The organism is Streptococcus parasanguinis (assembly GCF_016648925.1).
Classification (GTDB): Bacteria; Bacillota; Bacilli; order Lactobacillales; family Streptococcaceae; genus Streptococcus.
Window position 1 is genome coordinate 1 of sequence record NZ_JACLQX010000009.1, and the last position, 19,241, is coordinate 19,241.

Annotated in this window: 16 protein-coding genes, 2 pseudogenes and 1 riboswitch; of the genes and pseudogenes, 14 read left to right on the top strand and 4 right to left on the bottom strand. The window is 42.0% G+C overall.

Annotation, left to right across the window (positions count from 1 at the left end):
* Positions 1–102: 102 nt before the first annotated feature.
* Both H7T97_RS04465 and trkA read right to left on the bottom strand, forming a co-directional pair.
* Entirely contained in the window at positions 103–1,542 is a 1,440-nt protein-coding gene (locus tag H7T97_RS04465; protein ID WP_201089530.1) for a TrkH family potassium uptake protein, read from the bottom strand.
* A 5-nt stretch (positions 1,543–1,547) separates the two neighbouring features.
* Positions 1,548–2,903: a Trk system potassium transporter TrkA gene (gene trkA / locus H7T97_RS04470; RefSeq protein WP_201089532.1), complete on the bottom strand. Its 1,356-nt coding sequence runs from the start codon at positions 2,901–2,903 to the stop codon at positions 1,548–1,550.
* A gap of 333 nt (positions 2,904–3,236) precedes the next feature.
* On the opposite strand from trkA, the gene H7T97_RS04475 reads away from it, so the two are divergent.
* From H7T97_RS04475 to H7T97_RS04505, 7 genes are all read left to right on the top strand, one after another.
* Positions 3,237–3,779, top strand: a complete 543-nt coding sequence (locus H7T97_RS04475) for a tRNA (cytidine(34)-2'-O)-methyltransferase (RefSeq protein WP_024055209.1) — start codon at positions 3,237–3,239, stop codon at positions 3,777–3,779.
* A gap of 80 nt (positions 3,780–3,859) precedes the next feature.
* A riboswitch (FMN riboswitch) is annotated at positions 3,860–4,009 on the top strand.
* Positions 4,010–4,211: 202 nt separating this feature from the next.
* Entirely contained in the window at positions 4,212–4,784 is a 573-nt protein-coding gene (locus H7T97_RS04480; protein ID WP_324252899.1) for an ECF transporter S component, read from the top strand.
* Positions 4,774–5,424, top strand: a complete 651-nt coding sequence (locus H7T97_RS04485; RefSeq protein WP_201089534.1) for a phosphatase PAP2 family protein — start codon at positions 4,774–4,776, stop codon at positions 5,422–5,424. The genes H7T97_RS04480 and H7T97_RS04485 overlap by 11 nt, the downstream gene beginning before the upstream one ends.
* Positions 5,425–5,481: 57 nt before the next feature.
* Positions 5,482–6,441 carry a tRNA modification radical SAM protein MnmL/YtqA gene (gene mnmL / locus H7T97_RS04490; protein ID WP_195623401.1) on the top strand — a complete coding sequence of 320 codons (960 nt, stop codon included), beginning with the start codon at positions 5,482–5,484 and terminating at the stop codon, positions 6,439–6,441.
* On the top strand, positions 6,425–6,982 hold the full coding sequence (gene mnmM / locus H7T97_RS04495; RefSeq protein WP_125826897.1) for a tRNA 5-(aminomethyl)-2-thiouridylate-methyltransferase MnmM: 558 nt from the start codon (positions 6,425–6,427) through the stop codon (positions 6,980–6,982). The genes mnmL and mnmM overlap by 17 nt, the downstream gene beginning before the upstream one ends.
* Positions 6,975–7,229, top strand: coding sequence for a hypothetical protein (locus tag H7T97_RS04500; RefSeq protein WP_023918874.1), 255 nt, complete (start codon positions 6,975–6,977; stop codon positions 7,227–7,229). Before mnmM ends, H7T97_RS04500 begins: the two co-directional genes overlap by 8 nt.
* A gap of 12 nt (positions 7,230–7,241) precedes the next feature.
* Positions 7,242–9,296: a cation:proton antiporter gene (locus H7T97_RS04505; protein WP_201089536.1), complete on the top strand. Its 2,055-nt coding sequence runs from the start codon at positions 7,242–7,244 to the stop codon at positions 9,294–9,296.
* A 211-nt stretch (positions 9,297–9,507) separates the two neighbouring features.
* Here the strand turns inward: H7T97_RS04505 and H7T97_RS04510 are convergent, their stop codons facing one another.
* Complete coding sequence (locus tag H7T97_RS04510) at positions 9,508–10,299, bottom strand: ABC transporter ATP-binding protein (RefSeq protein WP_024054785.1); 792 nt, start codon at positions 10,297–10,299, stop codon at positions 9,508–9,510.
* A 74-nt stretch (positions 10,300–10,373) separates the two neighbouring features.
* Here H7T97_RS04510 and H7T97_RS04515 point away from each other — a divergent pair, with 74 nt between their 5' ends.
* From H7T97_RS04515 to H7T97_RS04540, 6 genes are all read left to right on the top strand, one after another.
* Positions 10,374–11,501, top strand: coding sequence for an AI-2E family transporter (locus H7T97_RS04515; RefSeq protein WP_003008322.1), 1,128 nt, complete (start codon positions 10,374–10,376; stop codon positions 11,499–11,501).
* Between the two features lie 135 nt (positions 11,502–11,636).
* Positions 11,637–13,118 (top strand): M protein trans-acting positive regulator PRD domain-containing protein, encoded by a 1,482-nt coding sequence (locus tag H7T97_RS04520; protein ID WP_201089538.1) that lies wholly within the window; start codon positions 11,637–11,639, stop codon positions 13,116–13,118.
* A 115-nt stretch (positions 13,119–13,233) separates the two neighbouring features.
* Positions 13,234–14,583 (top strand): hemolysin family protein, encoded by a 1,350-nt coding sequence (locus H7T97_RS04525; RefSeq protein ID WP_070449287.1) that lies wholly within the window; start codon positions 13,234–13,236, stop codon positions 14,581–14,583.
* Between the two features lie 409 nt (positions 14,584–14,992).
* Complete coding sequence (locus H7T97_RS04530) at positions 14,993–15,970, top strand: ABC transporter substrate-binding protein (protein ID WP_195424103.1); 978 nt, start codon at positions 14,993–14,995, stop codon at positions 15,968–15,970.
* 10 nt (positions 15,971–15,980) lie between these two features.
* Positions 15,981–16,874: an ABC transporter permease gene (locus tag H7T97_RS04535; RefSeq protein ID WP_195424105.1), complete on the top strand. Its 894-nt coding sequence runs from the start codon at positions 15,981–15,983 to the stop codon at positions 16,872–16,874.
* Positions 16,875–16,883: 9 nt separating this feature from the next.
* Positions 16,884–17,687: an ABC transporter ATP-binding protein gene (locus tag H7T97_RS04540; RefSeq protein WP_195424107.1), complete on the top strand. Its 804-nt coding sequence runs from the start codon at positions 16,884–16,886 to the stop codon at positions 17,685–17,687.
* Between the two features lie 184 nt (positions 17,688–17,871).
* On the opposite strand, the pseudogene treR reads toward H7T97_RS04540, so the two are convergent.
* Positions 17,872–18,450 (bottom strand): annotated as a pseudogene (treR, locus tag H7T97_RS04545) (trehalose operon repressor); the annotation flags it as partial.
* Here treR and H7T97_RS04550 point away from each other — a divergent pair.
* Positions 18,436–19,188: pseudogene (locus H7T97_RS04550) on the top strand (alpha-amylase family glycosyl hydrolase); the annotation flags it as partial. The pseudogenes treR and H7T97_RS04550 sit on opposite strands and share 15 nt — an antisense overlap.
* Positions 19,189–19,241: the final 53 nt, after the last annotated feature.

Below are 19,241 nucleotides of genomic sequence, written 5' to 3' on the forward strand. Positions count from 1 at the left end.
TACAGCCCTACTCAACTGTGCGGAGGTGGGACGACGAAATCGAATTCTAACGAATTACCGATTTCTGTCCCACTCTCGTTGATTTTGTACTAGAGTTGTCTATCAGCGTTTAGACCATGTTTTAGGGAGGAAGAGTAGAATCATTGGATAGATTTCAAGCCGTCCGGCAATCATGGCTAAGGAAAGTAACAGTTTTGAAATCGGACTAAAGATGGAGAAGGTTTGACCTGTTCCAATCATAGGTCCAATGTTGTTGAAACAACTAAAGACAGCGCTGACAACCGTCATGAAGTTATTATTGTCTAGACTGACTACAAAGAGTAGGCCGATCGTGATAAAACTGTATATTGTAAAGTACTTGAGGATCTGATGCTGTGTATCCTTATCCAATACCGTATCATTGACATGCAAGGTCAGAACGCGATTCGGAGACAAGGTCGAAAGAACCTGATTTTTTGCGATTCGCCATAAGGTCAAGCACCGAATGACTTTAAGCCCCCCAGCGGTCGATCCAGCAGAACCACCGATGACCATCAGCATCAAGAGGATAAACTGAGAAAAGAGAGGCCATTTTTCCGTCGTTCCATAACCAAAACCGGTAGTGGTGATGATATTGGAAACTTGGAAGAAGGAAATCTCAAAACTCTTAGCGACATTGGCATAGAGATGAAGGACATTGTAGGCGATCAAGACACTGGACACGAGGACGATGGTGATGTAGGTCCGCAATTCCTCATCTTTAAAGAAGGCCTTGAATTTTCGGATCATGAGGAAGTAGTAGAGGTTAAAGTTAACCCCGAAGACTAAAACCCCGATACTGACCAAATAGGTGATTAAACTACTATTGTAGTGGGCAATTCCGTCGTTAAAAACGGTAAAGCCCCCGGTTCCAGCCGTCCCCATGGCGATGACAAAACTATCATAAAGGGGCATGCCAGCAAGGAAATAAAGAACCACAAAAAGGAAGAACAAGCCCAAGTACAAGAAGTAGAGGATTTGAGCTGTGTTTTTTAATTTGGAAACGACCTTGCCAAACACTGGACCAGGAACCTCCGCCTTCATGACTTCAAGGTGGCTGTTCTTATTATTGTCCATAATGGCAAGGGCGAAGACCAATACTCCCATCCCTCCAATTAAGTGGGTGAAACTGCGCCAAAAGAGGAGAGAATGGCTGAGGGCACCTACATCATCTAAAATCGTTGCCCCTGTTGTTGTAAAGCCAGAGCTGACTTCAAAAAAGGCGTCGATAATGTTGGGGATTTGCCCCGAAAAGACAAAGGGAAGGGCACCAAAGAAGGACCAGAGGATCCAACAGAGTGCTACAATCAGGACTCCTTCTTTAGCATAGATGTGAAAGTCCTTTGGTTTGTGAAAACTACCAAGGAGCCCCAGCCCAAGTAAGATGGCCATGGTTGCCCCAATTGAGACAAAAACCTTGGCAGGTTCCTGATAGATTGCAGCGACCACTAAGGGAACGATCAGGAGCGCTGCCTCGATTAAGAGGAGCTTGGACAAGAGGTAACGAATCATGCTTCTATTCATCAGGTTTACCTCTCAACTAAATCGTAGATTTTAGTGACATTTTGAATCAAGGTGGTTACGATAATCCGATCTCCTACCATCAAACGGTCATCTCCATTTGGGAAAATAGCCTTGCCGTCTCGAATAATGGCAGCGATCAAGACGCCTTTTTTCAATTTCAATTCAGAGAGGGGATATTGGGTTAGTTTATTGTCTTCCTTAATTTGGAACTGCAAGGTTTCAATCCGGCCGTTTGCGACATGGTGCAAGGCTTCTAGGTTTGAGAACTGTGCATTGTAGCGTCCACGAATAAAGTGCATAATGGTATCTACAGCGATGCGTTTTGGCGTAACGATACTGGTCATATCTTGATCGCCAATGATCTCCAACAGACTAGTTCGGTTGACCTTGGTAATGTTCTTTTTGACTCCGACAGAATTTAAGAACATGGAGGTGATGATGTTTTCTTCATCGACCCCTGTCAAAGTAGCCACAGCATCGAAGTTATTGGCACTCTCTTCTAAAAGAATGTCTTTAGCAGTTCCGTCTCCATGGACGACATAGAGATCAGGAAATTCCTGGCTAAAGAATTCCGCTCGTTCACGATTGACTTCTAAAACCTTGAGATCGATCTTGCGGCGCACATCTTGAAGAATATTGAGTAGGTAGTAGGCAATTTTCCCAGCACCAATGATCATCATGCTCTTAATGACTTGAGGACGAACATTGTTGTGGAAAAGAACGACCTCGATCCGGTTACCTGTTACGAAAATCTTGTCTTGAGGTTGCAAGACAAAATCCCCGTTTGGAATGGTGAGTTCGTTGCCACGCTCGATTGCGCAAACAATGACATTTCCGTATTTCTTCCGGAATTGGGAGAGGCTCATATTGCAGAGATTGCTATCTGGCTTGATCTTAAATTCCATCAAGGCTACCCGACCATTGGCAAAATGCTCCACAGAAAGGGCATTTGGGAAGTCAATGATATTGGCAATATAACGTGCTGTCAGCAATTCCGGATTGACAACTAGGGAGAAGCCCAAGATATTTTTTTCCTTGAAGTAGGAATTAGAATATTCCGGATTCCGTACCCGAACGATGGTCTCTTTGGCTCCCATTTTTTTAGCCAAAACAGCAGAGACCATATTCACTTCATCGTACTCGGTCATGGAAATGAAGATGTCGCAGTCTTCAACATCCGCTTGCTCCAAGATCTTGAAATTTGCCCCATTTCCTAAAATTCCAATGATATCAAATCGTTTGGTAATATGGTTAAGAACGGATTCGTCTTTTTCGATCAAAATAACATCGTGGTTTTCAGCAACGAGAGAACGACAAAGGGCCGTTCCGACCTTTCCTCCACCAACAACAATAATTTTCATAGAATACCTCCAGAGTATGCTTCTATCATACTCTATTTTCAAGAAAAATTCATCTTTTTTAAGGATTTTCTGGTGGAATTTTGAGAAGCTAAGAACAAGTAGGAAAAATCGTCAAAAGAGTAGAACGAGGAGGGATTGAAAACTTTGGTAAAGTTTCTTAAAAAAATCTAAAAAAACTATTGACAGGAGCTTCAAAAGTGTTATACTTAGAAAGTACCTTCGTTGATTTACCTCAAACCTGTTGTGAGTTAAGTTAATGAAGCTGTAACCACGCTGTTTGCTGAGCTTGACTCCGGGCAGTGTGGCTATTTTTTTATCAGAAAGAGATCGAGTATGAATATTGAAGAACTGGACTACCAAGAGTCAGCTGCTCAAAACCACATCGTCTTGTTCCAACCTCAGATTCCACAAAATACGGGAAATATTGCACGGACTTGTGCGGCGACCAATTCCCCCTTGCATATCATACGACCCATGGCTTTTCCGATCGATGATCGCAAAATGAAGCGAGCAGGACTCGATTATTGGGACAAGCTGGATGTCCGTTTTTATGATAGCCTAGAAGAGTTTATGGAAGCAGCGAGCGATGGTCAGGTACACCTAGTGTCCAAGTTTGCAAATCAGACCTATTCGGACGTTTCTTATCAGGATGGGAAGTCCCATTATTTCTTGTTTGGACGCGAGGATAAAGGATTGCCGGAAGAATTTATGCGCCAGCACGAAGAGAAGGCCATTCGCATTCCGATGAATGATGAGCATGTCCGTAGTTTAAATGTCTCCAATACCGTCTGTATGATTGTCTATGAGGCACTCCGCCAGCAAGGTTTTAAGGGGCTGGAGTTGAGCCATCGTTATGAGCACGACAAGCTCAAATAAGAACGAAAAATTAAAACCCGAACGATGTAATCCATGACGTTACAAAAACTTGCCTAGGCAAGTTTTTTTTGTTATCATAAAAGGGTCTTCAGGGCAGGGTGTAATTCCCGACCGGCGGTGACTTTTACGAGGAAATGTTCTTTTCCATACTCTAAAAGAAGTCCGCGAGCGCAAGCTGATGTGGTGTGACTCCACAACCGACAGTATAGTCTGGATGGGAGAAGACGAGAGACGAATAGACTGACAGCTATTCTGATCTGTTTAGAGTTGATGCATGGGAATAGTACCTTGGAGTCTAAGACTGACTAACGGCATGTTTCGATGGAGACCAGCTAAAGTAACTAGAATAGTTTCTAGTTTAAGCTTTGTTTAAATAGTTTAGAGTAGAATGATGGAGTAGACGTCTTTCCAGCTTCTCTAATTTTTAAAAAATTGGAGGAACCTGTTATGACAAATACACGTAAACTGACCCTAGTGGCTGTTTTATCCGCTTTATCTTTTATTTTGATGTTCTATCAATTTTCTTTCTTGATAGATTTCTTCAAAATTGATTTGAGTATCATCGCCATTTTGTTGGCCTTGGTCCTGTTGGACTTTAAAAGTGCCGTTTGGGTGACCTTGATCCGATCTGTTCTTAAATTAGCCCTTAATAATAAGGGGCTTGAAACCTTGATCGGATTACCAATCAATATCATTGGTGTTCTTGTTTTTGTCCTTGCTTTTGCTTGGATTTGGAACAAAGAACGGACCCATGGTCGATTTGTCCTGGCAACGATTGTTGGAACGATCAGCTTGAGTATCACGATGGTGTTGGTGAACTATGTCTATGCAATCCCTTTGTATGCTCGTTTTATGAACTATGATATTTCGAAAACACTAGGGCTTGTCCACTATTTAGCCGCAATGGTTGCACCGTTTAACCTGATCGAAGGGGTGATTTGGGCCATCGCATTTGGGTTGATCTATACCTTATTGCAACCGATTTTGAAAAAATATGAAAAATAAACAACAACATTGGGCGAAGGCAAGCTTCGCCCTTCTCATTTTTGTGATTCTCGGGTATGTGATTCGCTTTTACCCGCAACAATTAACAGGCTTTGATAGCACCATTCAATCTGCTATTCGAGGCGATCTGCCTGCAGCACTGACGGCCTTCTTTACCAAGGTGACCCACGTCATGGATACCAAGATCATTGTCATCTGGGTGTGTCTTCTGCTAGCGGTCTTTGGTTACAAGAAATGGTACAGTGAAGCTCTTTTTCTTGGAAGCAATCTGGTATTGACTGGTCTTTTGGTTCTTCTTCTAAAGAATATCTACCAGAGATCGAGACCAAGTATTCTTCATCTAGTAGAGGAAAAAGGCTTTTCTTTCCCGAGTGGTCATTCACTGGCGTCTACCCTTGTTTTGGGAAGTTTGATCATCATCATCGGCCAACATGTAAAAAATAAAACAGCCCGCTATTGCCTTCAAGGCTTGCTGCTTCTGGGAATTGTGACCATTGTGGTTTCCCGCGTTTATGTTGGGGTCCACTATCCATCAGACGTTCTTGGCAGTATGATTTTGGGTCTTGCTGTCTTACAGTTTGAGTATCCCTTGTATGATCGCTTGCGATTTCAATGGCGCTTTACAGGCAAGCAAAAATAAGCATCTAACAACTAGGAGTTGAACTCGCGTTTTGAGTTCGACTCTTTTTTTGCTATAATGAAGGGTATGAAATCCTACAATACCTTGAATGATTATTATCGAACCTTATTTGGAGAAAAGACTTTTAAAGTCCCTATTGATGCAGGCTTTGATTGTCCCAATCGAGACGGAACAGTCGCCCATGGTGGCTGTACTTTTTGTACGGTCTCGGGTTCAGGAGATGCCATTGTGGCCCCAGAAGCTCCGATTCGAGAACAGTTTTACAAAGAGATTGATTTTATGCATCGGAAATGGCCAGATGTGAAGAAGTACCTGGTCTATTTTCAAAATTTCACCAATACCCACGATAAAGTGGAAGTCATTCGAGAGCGGTATGAACAGGCCATCAATGAACCAGGAGTGGTAGGAATCAACATTGGTACGCGTCCGGACTGTTTACCAGATGAGACCTTAGCCTACCTAGCAGAGCTGACAGAGCGCATGCATGTGACGATCGAGTTGGGGCTTCAGACGACTTATGAAGCGACTTCTGAATTGATCAATCGGGCCCATAGTTATGATCTCTATGTTGAAACAGTCAAGCGTATTCGCAAACGGGTCCCCAAGGCAGAGATCGTATCCCATTTGATCAATGGCCTTCCTGGGGAGACGCATGAGATGATGGTGGAAAATGTTCGCCGTTGTGTGACCGATAATGAAATTGATGGCATCAAGTTACACCTCTTGCATTTGATGACCAATACACGGATGCAACGGGACTATCATGAAGGACGACTTCAACTCATGAGCCAGGAGGAGTATGTCAAGGTCATCTGTGACCAGTTGGAGATCATCCCCAAACACATTGTCATCCACCGGATTACAGGGGACGCGCCAAGGGATATGTTGATTGGCCCTATGTGGAGCCTCAACAAATGGGAAGTCCTAAACGCCATTGAAACTGAAATGCGTCGGCGTGGAAGTACCCAAGGATGTAAGCTAGAAGAAAAGGAGACTGCTGATGCTTCGACCACTTGAAATGGCCCATCAATTTTTAGCAGAAGTCATCACCAAAGAAGATGTGGTGGTGGATGCGACCATGGGAAATGGACATGATACGGCCTTTTTAGCCCAACTTGCAGGCCAGGTCTATGCCTTTGATATTCAAGAACAAGCACTTGTAAATACCCGAGAACGATTGGAAAAGTTGGGTCTTCAACATGTCCGGTTGATTTTGGATGGCCACCAGCATGTGGACCAATATGTGGAGACCCTCAAAGCAGCTATTTTTAATCTGGGGTATCTGCCATCTGCAGATAAGTCGGTCATTACTCTTCCTGCTACCACGATTGAAGCGATGGAGAAAATTTGTGCTCGCCTAGAAAAAGGTGGGCGAATGGCTATTATGATCTATTATGGTCATGAAGGAGGAGACATCGAGCGTGATGCAGTGCTGGACTTTGTCAGTCAGCTCCCTCAAAAAGACTATACAGCGACCATCTACCGGACACTGAATCAAGTGAATCAGCCACCGTTTTTGGTCATGATCGAAAAATTAGAAAGCTACCGTCATGGATAAAGAATATTTAAAGAATAAAATCGAAGGATTGAGACATCATTTTGTCGAATCAACCATCCACGAGCGTGCAATAGGTTTTTATGATGAAGCCCATATGACCAAAAAGATGCTCAAAATAAAAAAGAAATTGGTTTCGCTTGAGATGGAACGGTGCCAAAAGAAGATTGAGCACAAGGATGTAACCAAGACAGACCAAAAGATTGCGGAGTTAAAACAGCAATTTGAGACCTGTTGCCAAGAACGCTAAGGAGGGAGTGATATGGAACTACTCCTTTATGCAGTGATCTTTTCGATGATTTTGATCGTCTCAAATGCCACGAATAAACTTGTGCCGAGCCTTCCTCTGCCCTTGATTCAAATTTTACTAGGGATTGGTTGGGCCCTCTTTGTGCCAGAAGAAAATTTTCATCTGGATACCGAGCTTTTTCTGGCCTTGGTCATTGGCCCTCTCTTATTTCGAGAAGCAGAAGAAGCAGATATTACTTCTGTCTTGAAACACTGGCGGGTCATCCTCTATTTGATTTTTCCAGTGATTTTTATCTCAACCATCAGTTTGGGATGGGCAGCTCACTCCTTGTGGCTGAGCCTTCCTTTAGCAGCCTGTATGGCCGTAGGGGCAGCTCTAGGTCCAACAGACTTAGTAGCCTTTGCTTCCCTGTCTGAGCGCTTTACCTTTCCAAAGCGGGTTTCGAATATCTTAAAAGGAGAAGGGTTACTAAATGATGCCTCAGGTCTAGTTGCCTTTCGAGTGGCCTTGGCAGCCCTTGCGACCGGAAGTTTCTCCCTTGGACAGGCAGGGATTTCCTTAGGAATCTCCATTATAGGAGGATTTGCGGTGGGGATCTTGACGGCCTTTGTGAACCGGTGGCTGCAAACCTTACTCTTGAGTGTTCGCGCTAGTGATATTGCCAGTGAATTGTTATTAGAACTGAGTCTCCCACTGTTGACCTTCTTCCTAGCAGAAGAACTCCATGTCTCTGGTATCATTGCAGTAGTTGTGTCAGGAATCCTAAAAGCCAGTCGCTTTAAGCACATTACCCTCCTTGAAGCGCGGGTAGATACTGTGAGTCATACTGTCTGGAATACGGTCAACTTTATCTTAAATGGGTCGGTCTTTGTCATCTTAGGAATGGAATTGGAAATGATTTCCAAGCCCATCTTAAGTAGTCCCATTTACAATAATCTTCTTTTAGTTCTTTCTGTCTTTCTGTTGACAGCCTTGCTCTTTTTGATTCGTTTTGTCATGGTTTACCTCTTTTATTGGTTCCGAACGGCTCGACTAAAAAAATCGTTGAGAAATTATCTAAAAGATGCCTTATTGCTGACCTTTTCAGGTGTGAAGGGAACGGTTTCGATTGCGACGATTCTTTTGATTCCAACCAAGATCGAAAAAGAATACCCCATCCTACTCTTTTTAGTGGCAGGAGTTACCCTTGTCAGCTTTATTGCTGGCTTAGTGGTACTTCCAAAATTATCAGAAGAAAAGGAAGAAACCAATGACTACCTGATGCAGATCGCGATTTTAAATGATGTCGTCATGGAATTAGAAGCAGACCTAAAGAATAGCAAGCACAAGGGGCCCTTGTATGCGGCAATTGATAACTACCATGGTCGCATAGAAAACTTGATTCTAGGCCAAGAAAACAGGCTCATTCAAAAGGACTGGGAACAGTTGAAGCTCCTGATTTTGAGTATTGAAAGTGACGGCTTGGAACAAGCCTATGAAGAAGGGAAGATTCGAGAGCGGGGCTACCGCGTCTACCAACGCTATCTTCGCAATATGGAGCAACGTGTCAATCGCAATCTTTCGTCTCGTTTAACCTATTACCTCTTGGTGTCTTTCCGTCTCTTGCGTTTATTAGTTCATGAGATCTTAACTTTTGGGTCTGGCTTGCGAAACTGGTGGACCCGAGAAGACAGTAAGTTAGAGGCCATTGATTATGACCAGATTGCGGCCCTTTATCTGGCCAATACGGAAATCATTATCGAAAGTTTGGAAGACCTCAAGGGGATTTATCGGAGCAGTTTGATCTCTTTCCTACAAGAATCTCGTCTGAGAGAGACAGCTATTATTACGAGTGGGGCCTTTGTGGAGCGTGTTATTAATCGCGTGAAGCCAAATAATATCGATGAAATGTTGAGAGGCTATTATTTGGAGCGTAAGATTATTTTTGAATATGAAGCGCAACACCTGATTACCGCCAAGCAAGCGCGCCGTATGCGACAAAATGTCAATGAATTAGAAAGCTATTCCCTAAGAGAAAGTGCCAATACGCTTCCATACGATTTAATCGAGTATGCACGGAATCGTTGAGATAAGAGTAAAAGAGGCTGGGACAAAAGTCCTAGCCTCTCAATTATTTTTGGATTGTCGATCAAGACGCAGTGGTTGAGTGGACTCTACTACGCTGATTTCATCAGCTTTTACAGCCCTACTCAACTGTGCGGAGGTGGGACGACGAAATCGAATTCTAACGAATTTCCGATTTCTGTCCCACTCTCTTTTTGCTTTATTCATTTTCTTTTCAGTGTGCGATTTCTGGTTTGACAAAGAGTCGCTCATCACCAAGATCAATAAGGGATACTGGTGCTTCATAAAATTGGCTAAGGACATGAGGAGTTAGGATCTTTTCCTTTGGTCCTTGCTCGACCACTTGGCCATGTTTGAGTAAGAGGACATGGGTCATGTCTGTTGTAATTTCCTCGGCATGGTGGGTGACGTAGATCATGGTAGGCGCGTGATCCAGTTGTTTGATATGATGGATCTGACGGAGGAGCTTTTCTCTGGCAAAGAGATCCAATCCACTAGAAGCTTCGTCAAAAATGATCAGATCTGGCTGGTCCATGAGGCTTCGTGCAATGAGAACGGTCTGCTTTTCTCCCTGGGAGAGCTCACGGTATTTGCGGCCGATCAAAGAGCTAGCCCCAATTGAAGTTAGCATATCCCGTGCCCAGTTCAGTTCTTCCTCCCCGTATGCAGCATATAAGATACTACTCTTGTATTGACCAGTTAGGACAATTTGCTCTGTCAAAAGATGTTCTGGCAGTCTTTCTGAAATAAAGGAGCTAACGATCCCAATACGCTTACGTAACTCAGGAATACCCCCTTCTCCAAAGCGGGTTCCAAGGACCGTTACCTGGCCAGAACTAGCCCAGTATTCAGACATGAGGAGTTTGAGGAGGGTCGATTTTCCTGCTCCATTTAAGCCTAAAATCGCCCAACATTCATTTTCTTTTACTTGCCAGTTAATCTCTTTTAAAAGGGCTTTTCCATTGCGGATCAAATTGACGTCTTGTAGTTCAATCAAATTATTCATAACTTCATCCTTTTGATTAAAATCCCCTTTATTCTATCATAAAATATGGTAGAATAGAAAACAGGAGGTAAGGAATGTTTCGAAATAGTAAATTGTTATTCTGGACATGTGAGATCTTATTATTGACGGTGATTTTCTATATTTGGAAATCAATGGGGACTTTAATTTCTCCATTTGTATCTGTTCTGAATACCATCCTCTTACCATTTTTAATTGCAGGTTTTTTATATTACATTACCAATCCGATTGTTGAATTGTTGGAAAAACACTTAAAAATCAAGCGTGTGTTTGGGATTTTGATCACCTTAGTCCTCTTGTTTGGGATCATTGGCTTAGGGATCTTTTATCTGCTCCCTATCTTGATCAATCAGTTAACCAGCTTGATCAATTCAACTCAAGGACTTTACTGGGAAGTTCAAAGTTTGGTTCGAAAACTCTCGACCAATCCTTTGTTCCAAAATGTGAATATCCAGTCGACGATTCAGCAGTTGAATCTCTCTTATATGGATATCCTACAAAATCTCTTGAATAGTGTGACCAACAGTTTAGGAAGTGTGGTTAACACCATTGTCAATACGGTCTTTATCTTGATCATGACCCCTGTCTTCTTGGTTTATTTCTTGGTCGATGGGAAGAAGTTATTACCGATGTTGGAGCGGACCATTTTACGCAATGACAAACTCCACATTTCAAGCCTCTTGATTAGTTTGAATGAAACGGTCTCTCGCTATATTAGTGGGATTTCGATCGATGCCTTTATCATTGGAACCCTAGCCTACATTGGCTATAGTTTTATTGGATTGAAGTACGCTTTGGTCTTTGCCATTTTTTCTGGATTAGCCAACCTCATTCCATATGTAGGACCAACCATCGGGTTGATTCCGATGATCATCACCTATGCCTTCACAGATATGGATATGATGATCAAAGCAGTCATTTACATGTTGATTATCCAGCAGATCGATGGGAATATTCTTTATCCGCGTATCGTTGGAGGCGTGATGAAGGTTCACCCGATTACCATTATGGTTCTCTTATTGCTCTCAAGTAATATTTACGGCATTATCGGGATGGTCGTTGCGATTCCAGTCTATTCGATTGGAAAAGAAATTGTAAAATTCTTGGTGAATCTTTATGATAACCACCGTGCTGCTAAGGAACAGAAGAAAAAAGAAGAATTTGGTATCATTAATAAATCATAGACTCTAGCGCCTATATGGGCCTTAGAGTCTTTTTTGTACATTTTTTTGAAAAATGCTGGAAAAAAGTCAACAAGTGCTATGAAATGTGTTAAAATATAAGTGATTTTGAAAGAAAATATGAAAAGGTAGGAAAAGATGAGACTGCTCTTATCGAAAAAACAGAGACGCCAATTGCAATTGTTGGAAATCCTGATTAAGGAAAAAAGATGGTTCCACTTGAAAGAGTTGGCCAAGCGTTTGGATTGTACAGAACGTTCGTTAAAAGAAGATTTGTCTAATCTTCGTAGTACATTTGATGACTTTTTAATTGAATCATCTACCAATGGGATCAAGATCAGTTATGAGGATTCGGTTGGGCTTGAGGTGATTTACCATCACTTTTTTAAAGAATCACAAGCCTTTGCTTTGATTGAATATCTCTTTTTCAACAAGGATGTTTCCAATGAATATATTTGCAGAAAGTTTGATTTGAGTTACCAATCTTTCTACCGCTTGATTCGGACGATTAATCAGAAGCTTCAAACCAAATACAATGTAAAGATTGATTTGAAACCCTTGAATCTTGTCGGGGATGAGATTGACGTTCGTTTCTTTTATGCCCAATATTTTGCAGAGCGTTATTACTACATGGAGTGGCCTTTCCCAGAATTTAAGGAAGAGGCGGTGACCGATTTGATCACCTTCTTCTTCAAGCTCTATGGCTATCCATTGACCTTCTCTGTACTCAGGTCTTATAAAGTTCTCTTGACAGTCTACTTGTCACGGATTAAGCAAGGTTACTTCATCGACATGCCAACGAACTATGATGTGTATAAGGACCAGTATCAAGGGGTGACCAATGTCGAGGAGATGTTGCGCTACTTTAGCTTGCAGTTGGGTGTCGAGTTGAATGAAAAAGTGCTGGAACAGTTCTTTATTATCTTTATTCAAGAGAATTTCTATTTCAGTCCAGAAAGCTTGATCGAAGCTGTAGAAACGGATCCTTATGCCAAAGAATCAACGACGCTCATCAGAGATATGTTCAAGGATCTATGCTATACCTATGATTTAGACATTGAAAATCTTGATGAGATGTTGATGCACGTTCACAATACGGCTCACTTAGGTCGGAAGGAATTGTTCTCGGAGTTCCTCTTATTTGATACCAAGACCAATACCAACGAAGATTTCATGAGCATCTTCCCAGCCTTCTATGATGATTTGAAGGAGCATATCATTACTTATATGAAGACCATGAAGCATGATCTGAACGAAGAGATCATCAAGCACATGATCTACACGGTCTACACTCACTGGGAACGTCTCTTACCGCAGTTGTTGCGCCGTCGGAAGTCTATTAAGGTCTTGATTATCAGTCGTTTTGACGATCACCATGCCAAATCCATGATCGATTTTCTAGATTTCTACTGTACGGATAACTTTGAATTTACGCAGATGATCAAGTACAATCTAACAGTGGATGATATTGAAGCTTCAGATGCAGATGTCGTGGTGGCCAACTTTATGATGCCGGAATTAAAGAAAAAACCTTTTATCTGTACAAGTAGTCTCTCATCGCTAGAGCTGGTTGAAAAACTCAATGCCTTCTTTTATGATTTTACCAGTGCAGAGCACTAAAATCAGGACCTGGTCCTGATTTTTTGATGGTGAAAAAAGAAAATGACATAGAAGAATGCAGGCTCTCATATTTTGTGGTATAATATACAATATTATATACTGGAGGAAAGTATCCATGGAAGACCCTGGCAGTCAGGAAATTTTATTGGAATTTATTTTATTGATTGTTTTGACATTATTGAACGCCTTTTTCTCGGCAACCGAAATGTCAATGGTATCGTTGAATCGTTCTCGTGTAGTGCAAAAAGCAGAAGAAGGGGATAAAAAATACATTCGTCTTCTTAGCGTTTTGGAACAGCCCAACCATTTTTTATCCACTATTCAGGTGGGGATCACCTTGATTACCATCTTATCTGGGGCGAGTCTTGCAGATAGCCTTGGTCATGTCATTGCTGGATGGATGGGCAATACTAAAACGGCTGTTGCAGCTGGAAGCTTTTTATCTCTAGCGTTTTTGACTTATATTTCGATCGTATTTGGGGAACTCTATCCGAAACGAATCGCTATGAACCTGAAAGATGAGTTAGCTGTTCGAACGGCTCCGATTGTCATTTTATTAGGAAAAATTGTTAGCCCCTTTGTTTGGTTGCTTTCAGCGTCGACCAACCTTTTGAGCCGTATCACGCCAATGGAATTCGATGATCCGGATGAAAAGATGACGCGGGATGAAATCGAGTATATGCTGACCAATAGTGAAGCAACACTAGATGCGGACGAGATTGAGATGCTCCAAGGGATCTTTTCATTAGATGAAATGGTAGCGCGTGAAGTCATGGTGCCACGGACGGATGCCTTCATGGTTGATATCAATGATGATACCAAAGAAATCATTGAAAGTATCCTTAAGCAAAACTTTTCACGGATTCCTGTCTATGATGATGACAAGGACAATGTCATCGGTCTCATCCATACCAAACGTCTCTTGAACGAAGGATTTATCAATGGCTTTGATAATATTGTCTTAAGAAAGATTTTACAAGAACCTTTGTTTGTTCCAGAGACTATTTTTGTGGATGATCTTTTGAAGGAATTGCGCAATACCCAAAATCAAATGGCTATTCTGCTTGATGAATATGGTGGGATGTCTGGTTTGGTTACTCTTGAAGACCTCTTGGAAGAAATCGTCGGTGAAATTGACGATGAGACTGACAAAGCAGAAATTGATGTCTTTGAAATTGCGGACAATACCTATGTCGTACAAGGAGCCATGTCACTAAATGACTTTAACGAATATTTTGATGTTGAGTTGCAAAGTGATGATGTGGATACCATTGCAGGGTATTATCTGACAGAGGTTGGGCGAATTCCAACCTTGAAAGAGCGACTCAGCTGTGAAGTCGATAGTCAAAAGAAACACCTCATTTTGACAAATGACAAAGTAAAAAATGGTCGTGTGACCAAGGTGAAAGTTGAAATTTCTGAAATCGTCGAGGAAGATGAAGAAACAAAATCAAAAGAAGATTAAAAAATAGAGGCTTGGACGTGTTCCAGCCTCTGTTTTTTTTCTTGTCAGGAACAGTTGAATTTTCAAAAAATTTCAAAAATTTCTGAAATAGTCTTGACAGCCAAAAAAAATTAAGGTAAGATAATACCCATAAAAAAAGAAAGCAGAAAATAAACATGAAGCAACAAGCCATTTCAACTCAAAAATTTTACTTTAGCTACTTTAGATAGTGTTTGTAGACATGATCTCATGGATGCAAACAACCCAAGCAATTTGTTTGTATCTATGTGGCTAAGATTTTTGATGATGGTCCATAGAGCTAGTATCTAAATGGACCGAGGTTTTGTAACTTGTTGGAGAATTTCAAGCATCCGTTTAGAGTATCATCTAAGCGGATTTTTTGTTTTTTTTGCAGAAAAGGAGTCAATAAATGAAAGTAGTGAAAAAATTGCTAGCACCTGTCCTGGTTGTAGGACTTCTGTTAACATCATTGGTGACCTTACATAACCTAAAAGATACTAAAAAAGACAATGTCTTTCGAATTGGGATTTCCCAGTACATCACCCATAAGTCGCTCGATGCGACACGAAAAGGCTTTATCGAGGAGTTGAAGAAAGAGGGCTATGTAGATGGGAAAAATATTCAGATCGATTTCCAAAATGCTCAAGGGGAGCAACGAAATCTGAAAAATATTTCTAAACAATTGGCAGAAGAAAGTGATCTAGTCTTTGCGATTGCAACTCCTTCTGCACAAAGTTTGGCTAATACCACTAAATCAACACCTATTGTCTTCTCAGCTGTGACCGACCCATTGGCAGCGAAATTGGTGAAAAACTTGAAAGAACCAGGTGGCAATATCACAGGGACAAGTGACCAGTCAGAAGATGCGATCGCTACACAGGTAGACATGATTAAGCAAGTGCTTCCAACGGCGAAAACAGTTGGGATTCTCTATACGCAAAGTGAGCCTAACTCCGTCGTCCAAAAAGACAATGCGAAGAAGATCTTAGAAGCTAAAGGCTATCAAGTGGTTGAAAAAACAATTCTTGATAGTAACAATGTGAAAGCTGCAGCAGACAGTATCATGTCAGAGGCAGATATCGTCTTTGTTCCGACGGACAATATTATCTCTTCTACAATGGACACTGTCAAACAGGTTTCTATCAGCCATAAGGTGCCAGTTTTTGGTGGGTCTGCTGAGATGGTGGCTACTGGTGGTTTGTACAACTTTGGTACCGATTATGAGGAATTGGGAAGACAAGCTGCTCGGATGGCTGTTCGCATCATGAAGGGTGAGAAAACTGGAAAAGTCGCAGTTGAAACACCTGAAAAATTAGAATTGCATACCAATAAAGAGATGGCTAAAGAGCTTGGAATTGATATTAGCTCGTTGAAGGTAGAAAAATAGGAGGTTTGAGATGAATTTCGTTTTATCAAGTTTATCAGAAGGTTTATTGTGGTCGATCATGGCGATCGGTGTTTACTTAACATTTCGAATTTTAGATATTGCCGATATGACGGCAGAAGGAGCCTTTCCACTTGGGGCAGCAGTTGTAGCCTCACAAATTCAAGCGGGAAGAAACCCTTGGGTTGCAACCTTGTTGGGCTTTTTAGCAGGGATGATTGCAGGCTTGGTTTCTGGGGTTCTCCATACAAAAATGAAAATTCCAGCCCTCTTGACAGGGATTGTCACTTTGACGGGGCTCTACTCTATCAATATCAAAATTATGGGAGGGGTTCCTAACCTTTCTATTGGAGATGCAGGTACCATTTTCAAGAGTGTCATGAAATTTGGACTTTCTAATGAAGAAGCTGTCTTTTTGATTAGTATTTCCTGCTTGATCATCGTATGTATCTTGTTGACCCTCTTAATGAAGACGCAACTTGGCTTGGTTCTGCGCTCGACAGGTGATAACATTCCGATGAGTGAGGCTAATGGGGTCAATGTGGACAACATGAAGATGTTGGGCTACATGATTTCAAATGGCTTGATTGCCCTTTGTGGCGCTATGTTTGCTCAAAATGATGGTTTCTCAGATGTGACTTCTGGGACAGGGACGATCGTGGTTGGCTTGAGTGCGGTGATTATCGCTGAGGTTTTGATCCACGAATTGACCATTGGTTGGCGCTTGCTTTCAATCGGGGTTGGAGCCATTGTTTATCGTTTGATTATCTTAAATATATACGAGATCCCAAATCTCGATCAAAATATGGTTCGTCTCTTCAATGCGATCTTGCTCGCAATTGTCTTGTTCGCTCCTGAGGCGCAAAAACGGCTTCGTGTTCGCGGATTGAAGTTAGGAAATAAGTAGGAGAAAAGTATGGCAACATTATTATCAATTGAAGGCATTCATAAGACATTTGAAGCAGGAACGGTTAATGAAAACCACGTCTTAAAAGGATTGGATCTCCAAGTAGAAGAAGGGGACTTCATTTCGGTCATCGGTGGAAATGGAGCTGGGAAATCAACCTTGATGAACATCTTGGCAGGAAATCTAGTCGTGGATGAAGGGGATATCTTGCTAGAGGGTAACTCCATCAAAAATACGAGTGTTCGTAAGCGTGCGAAAGATATTGCGCGTGTCTTCCAAGATCCTAAAATGGGGACAGCTTCTCGTTTGACCATTGAAGAAAATATGGCCATTGCCCAACGTCGTGGAAAATCTCGTGGGTTGGGCTGGGGAGTTCGGGAGAAGGATCGCGAATGTTTCCGTGAAGCCTTGAAGGAATTGAACATTGGTTTAGAGAACCGTCTCAAAGTCGATACTCAATATCTATCTGGTGGGCAACGTCAAGCTTTGACTTTGGTCATGGCAGCCTTGGTTAAACCCAAACTCTTGCTTCTGGATGAACATACCGCAGCGCTTGATCCCAAGACCAGTGAAATGGTCATGGAATTGACACAAAAGATCGTGGAAAGCCATGATTTGACAACCTTGATGATTACGCATGATATGAACCATGCTATCGAATACGGCAACCGCTTGATCATGCTCTACCAAGGCAAGATCGTTGTCGACGTCAAAGGAGAAGAAAAGAAAAACCTAACGGTTGAAGATTTGATGCGCCTCTTCCAACAAAACAGTGGTGAAACCCTGGTTAGTGATGAATTGGTATTAGGATAAAATAAAAGAGAGTGGGACAGAAATCGGTCATTCGTTAGAATTCGATTTCGTCGTCCCACCTCCGCACAGTTGAGTAGGGCTGTAAAAGCTGATGAAATCAGCGTAGTAGAGCCCACTCAACCACTGCGTCTTGCTCGACAATCCAAAAATAATTGAGAGGCTAGGACTTTTGTCCCGGCCTTTTTTATTTCCTCCGCTCTGCATAGTCCACAAAATGGAACTTGTCTAATTTGTGCCGGCTTTCTGTGAATTGGAATTGCCGTCCGTCTGCTAGGTGAACTTGGGAACGGACTGTCACCACGTGTTTGTCTTTTCCGAGATCCAGTAAGATCTTGTCACGATTATCGATTGGTGAAATCAAAATTTCTTTTTTAGCATAGCCAATCTGCAATTTCAGGTCTTCTTCTATATATTGGTAGATAGAGTGCTGGGCAATTTCCTTGGTCAGGCCAGGGATGAGCTCTCTGTCTAGGTAATCAATATCTAAGACAGAAGCGACACCATCCACCACCCGTTGCCGGGTTACTTTCCAAACCAATCGGTGAAGGGGGAAACCTGTCTTTTTAGCGCCTTTTTCATCGATACTGATCTTTTCCAAACGAATGACATTGGTTTCTGAGTGAAGACCAGAAGCTTTGACGATTTCTTGGTAGCTGGTTAATTGGGAAACGGGGAAGTCAAAGTGTGCTTGTCTAGAAACTTGCGACCCCATTCCTTGAACAGTCTCAATAAAGCCTTCTTCCTGCAAGAGCTTGAGCGTCTCTACCATACCTGGGGCAAGGAAATGAGTGAACGAGGTGGTTGGAGTGCCCTCTTCTGGAATAATCATGACCAACCTCGTGCTTTGAATCGCTTTGTAGGTATCAAGAACTTCCGCAATGAAGGAGCGACCATGCTCGCTGCTAGCATTCACTTGTCACGTGGTACACCTTATATCTACATGGGCGAAGAGATCGGCATGATTGATCCAGACTATGATTCGATGGCAGATTATGTGGATGTCGAGTCCATCAATGCTTACCAGATGCTTTTGGATCAAGGTCAGTCTCCTGAGCAAGCCTTTAAGATTATTCAAGCCAAATCACGTGATAATTCTCGTACACCCATGCAATGGGATGCTTATGAAAATGCAGGTTTTTCAACAGGCACACCATGGTTGAAGGTTGGGAAGTCCTATAAAGACATCAATGTTGAAAAGGAAATGGATGGACCAATCTTTATATTTTATAAAGAATTGATTCGCCTGCGTAAAGAAATGCGGATCATTTCAGAAGGAAGCTATCTGCCAGCAATGGAGGATAGTAAAGAAGTCTATGCCTTTGAACGTCACTTAGATGGTCAAAAACTCTTGGTACTCAATCATTTCTATGGCAGTGAAGTTGAAGTAGCGATTCCAGAAGACTACCAAACAGGGCGCGTGCTTTTATCCAACTATGAGAAGGTAGAGCTTTCTGAAAAAGTAATTCTGAAACCATATCAGACACTGGCGATATTAGTTTAAGTATTTCACACTTCGATCTTTTTGGGTCGAAGTGTTTTTCTTTTTGAAAAATA

Excerpts from the sequence above, each read along its gene's own strand:
- H7T97_RS04520 (WP_201089538.1), top strand. The coding sequence starts at position 11,637 with ATGAGACTGCTCTTATCGAAAAAACAGAGACGCCAATTGCAATTGTTG.
- H7T97_RS04505 (WP_201089536.1), top strand. The coding sequence starts at position 7,242 with ATGGAACTACTCCTTTATGCAGTGATCTTTTCGATGATTTTGATCGTC.
- H7T97_RS04535 (WP_195424105.1), top strand. The coding sequence starts at position 15,981 with ATGAATTTCGTTTTATCAAGTTTATCAGAAGGTTTATTGTGGTCGATC.
- H7T97_RS04500 (WP_023918874.1), top strand. The coding sequence starts at position 6,975 with ATGGATAAAGAATATTTAAAGAATAAAATCGAAGGATTGAGACATCAT.
- trkA (WP_201089532.1), bottom strand. The coding sequence starts at position 2,903 with ATGAAAATTATTGTTGTTGGTGGAGGAAAGGTCGGAACGGCCCTTTGT.
- H7T97_RS04525 (WP_070449287.1), top strand. The coding sequence starts at position 13,234 with ATGGAAGACCCTGGCAGTCAGGAAATTTTATTGGAATTTATTTTATTG.
- mnmM (WP_125826897.1), top strand. The coding sequence starts at position 6,425 with ATGCTTCGACCACTTGAAATGGCCCATCAATTTTTAGCAGAAGTCATC.
- mnmL (WP_195623401.1), top strand. The coding sequence starts at position 5,482 with ATGAAGGGTATGAAATCCTACAATACCTTGAATGATTATTATCGAACC.
- H7T97_RS04515 (WP_003008322.1), top strand. The coding sequence starts at position 10,374 with ATGTTTCGAAATAGTAAATTGTTATTCTGGACATGTGAGATCTTATTA.
- H7T97_RS04510 (WP_024054785.1), bottom strand. The coding sequence starts at position 10,299 with ATGAATAATTTGATTGAACTACAAGACGTCAATTTGATCCGCAATGGA.
- H7T97_RS04465 (WP_201089530.1), bottom strand. The coding sequence starts at position 1,542 with ATGAATAGAAGCATGATTCGTTACCTCTTGTCCAAGCTCCTCTTAATC.
- H7T97_RS04540 (WP_195424107.1), top strand. The coding sequence starts at position 16,884 with ATGGCAACATTATTATCAATTGAAGGCATTCATAAGACATTTGAAGCA.
- H7T97_RS04485 (WP_201089534.1), top strand. The coding sequence starts at position 4,774 with ATGAAAAATAAACAACAACATTGGGCGAAGGCAAGCTTCGCCCTTCTC.
- H7T97_RS04530 (WP_195424103.1), top strand. The coding sequence starts at position 14,993 with ATGAAAGTAGTGAAAAAATTGCTAGCACCTGTCCTGGTTGTAGGACTT.
- H7T97_RS04475 (WP_024055209.1), top strand. The coding sequence starts at position 3,237 with ATGAATATTGAAGAACTGGACTACCAAGAGTCAGCTGCTCAAAACCAC.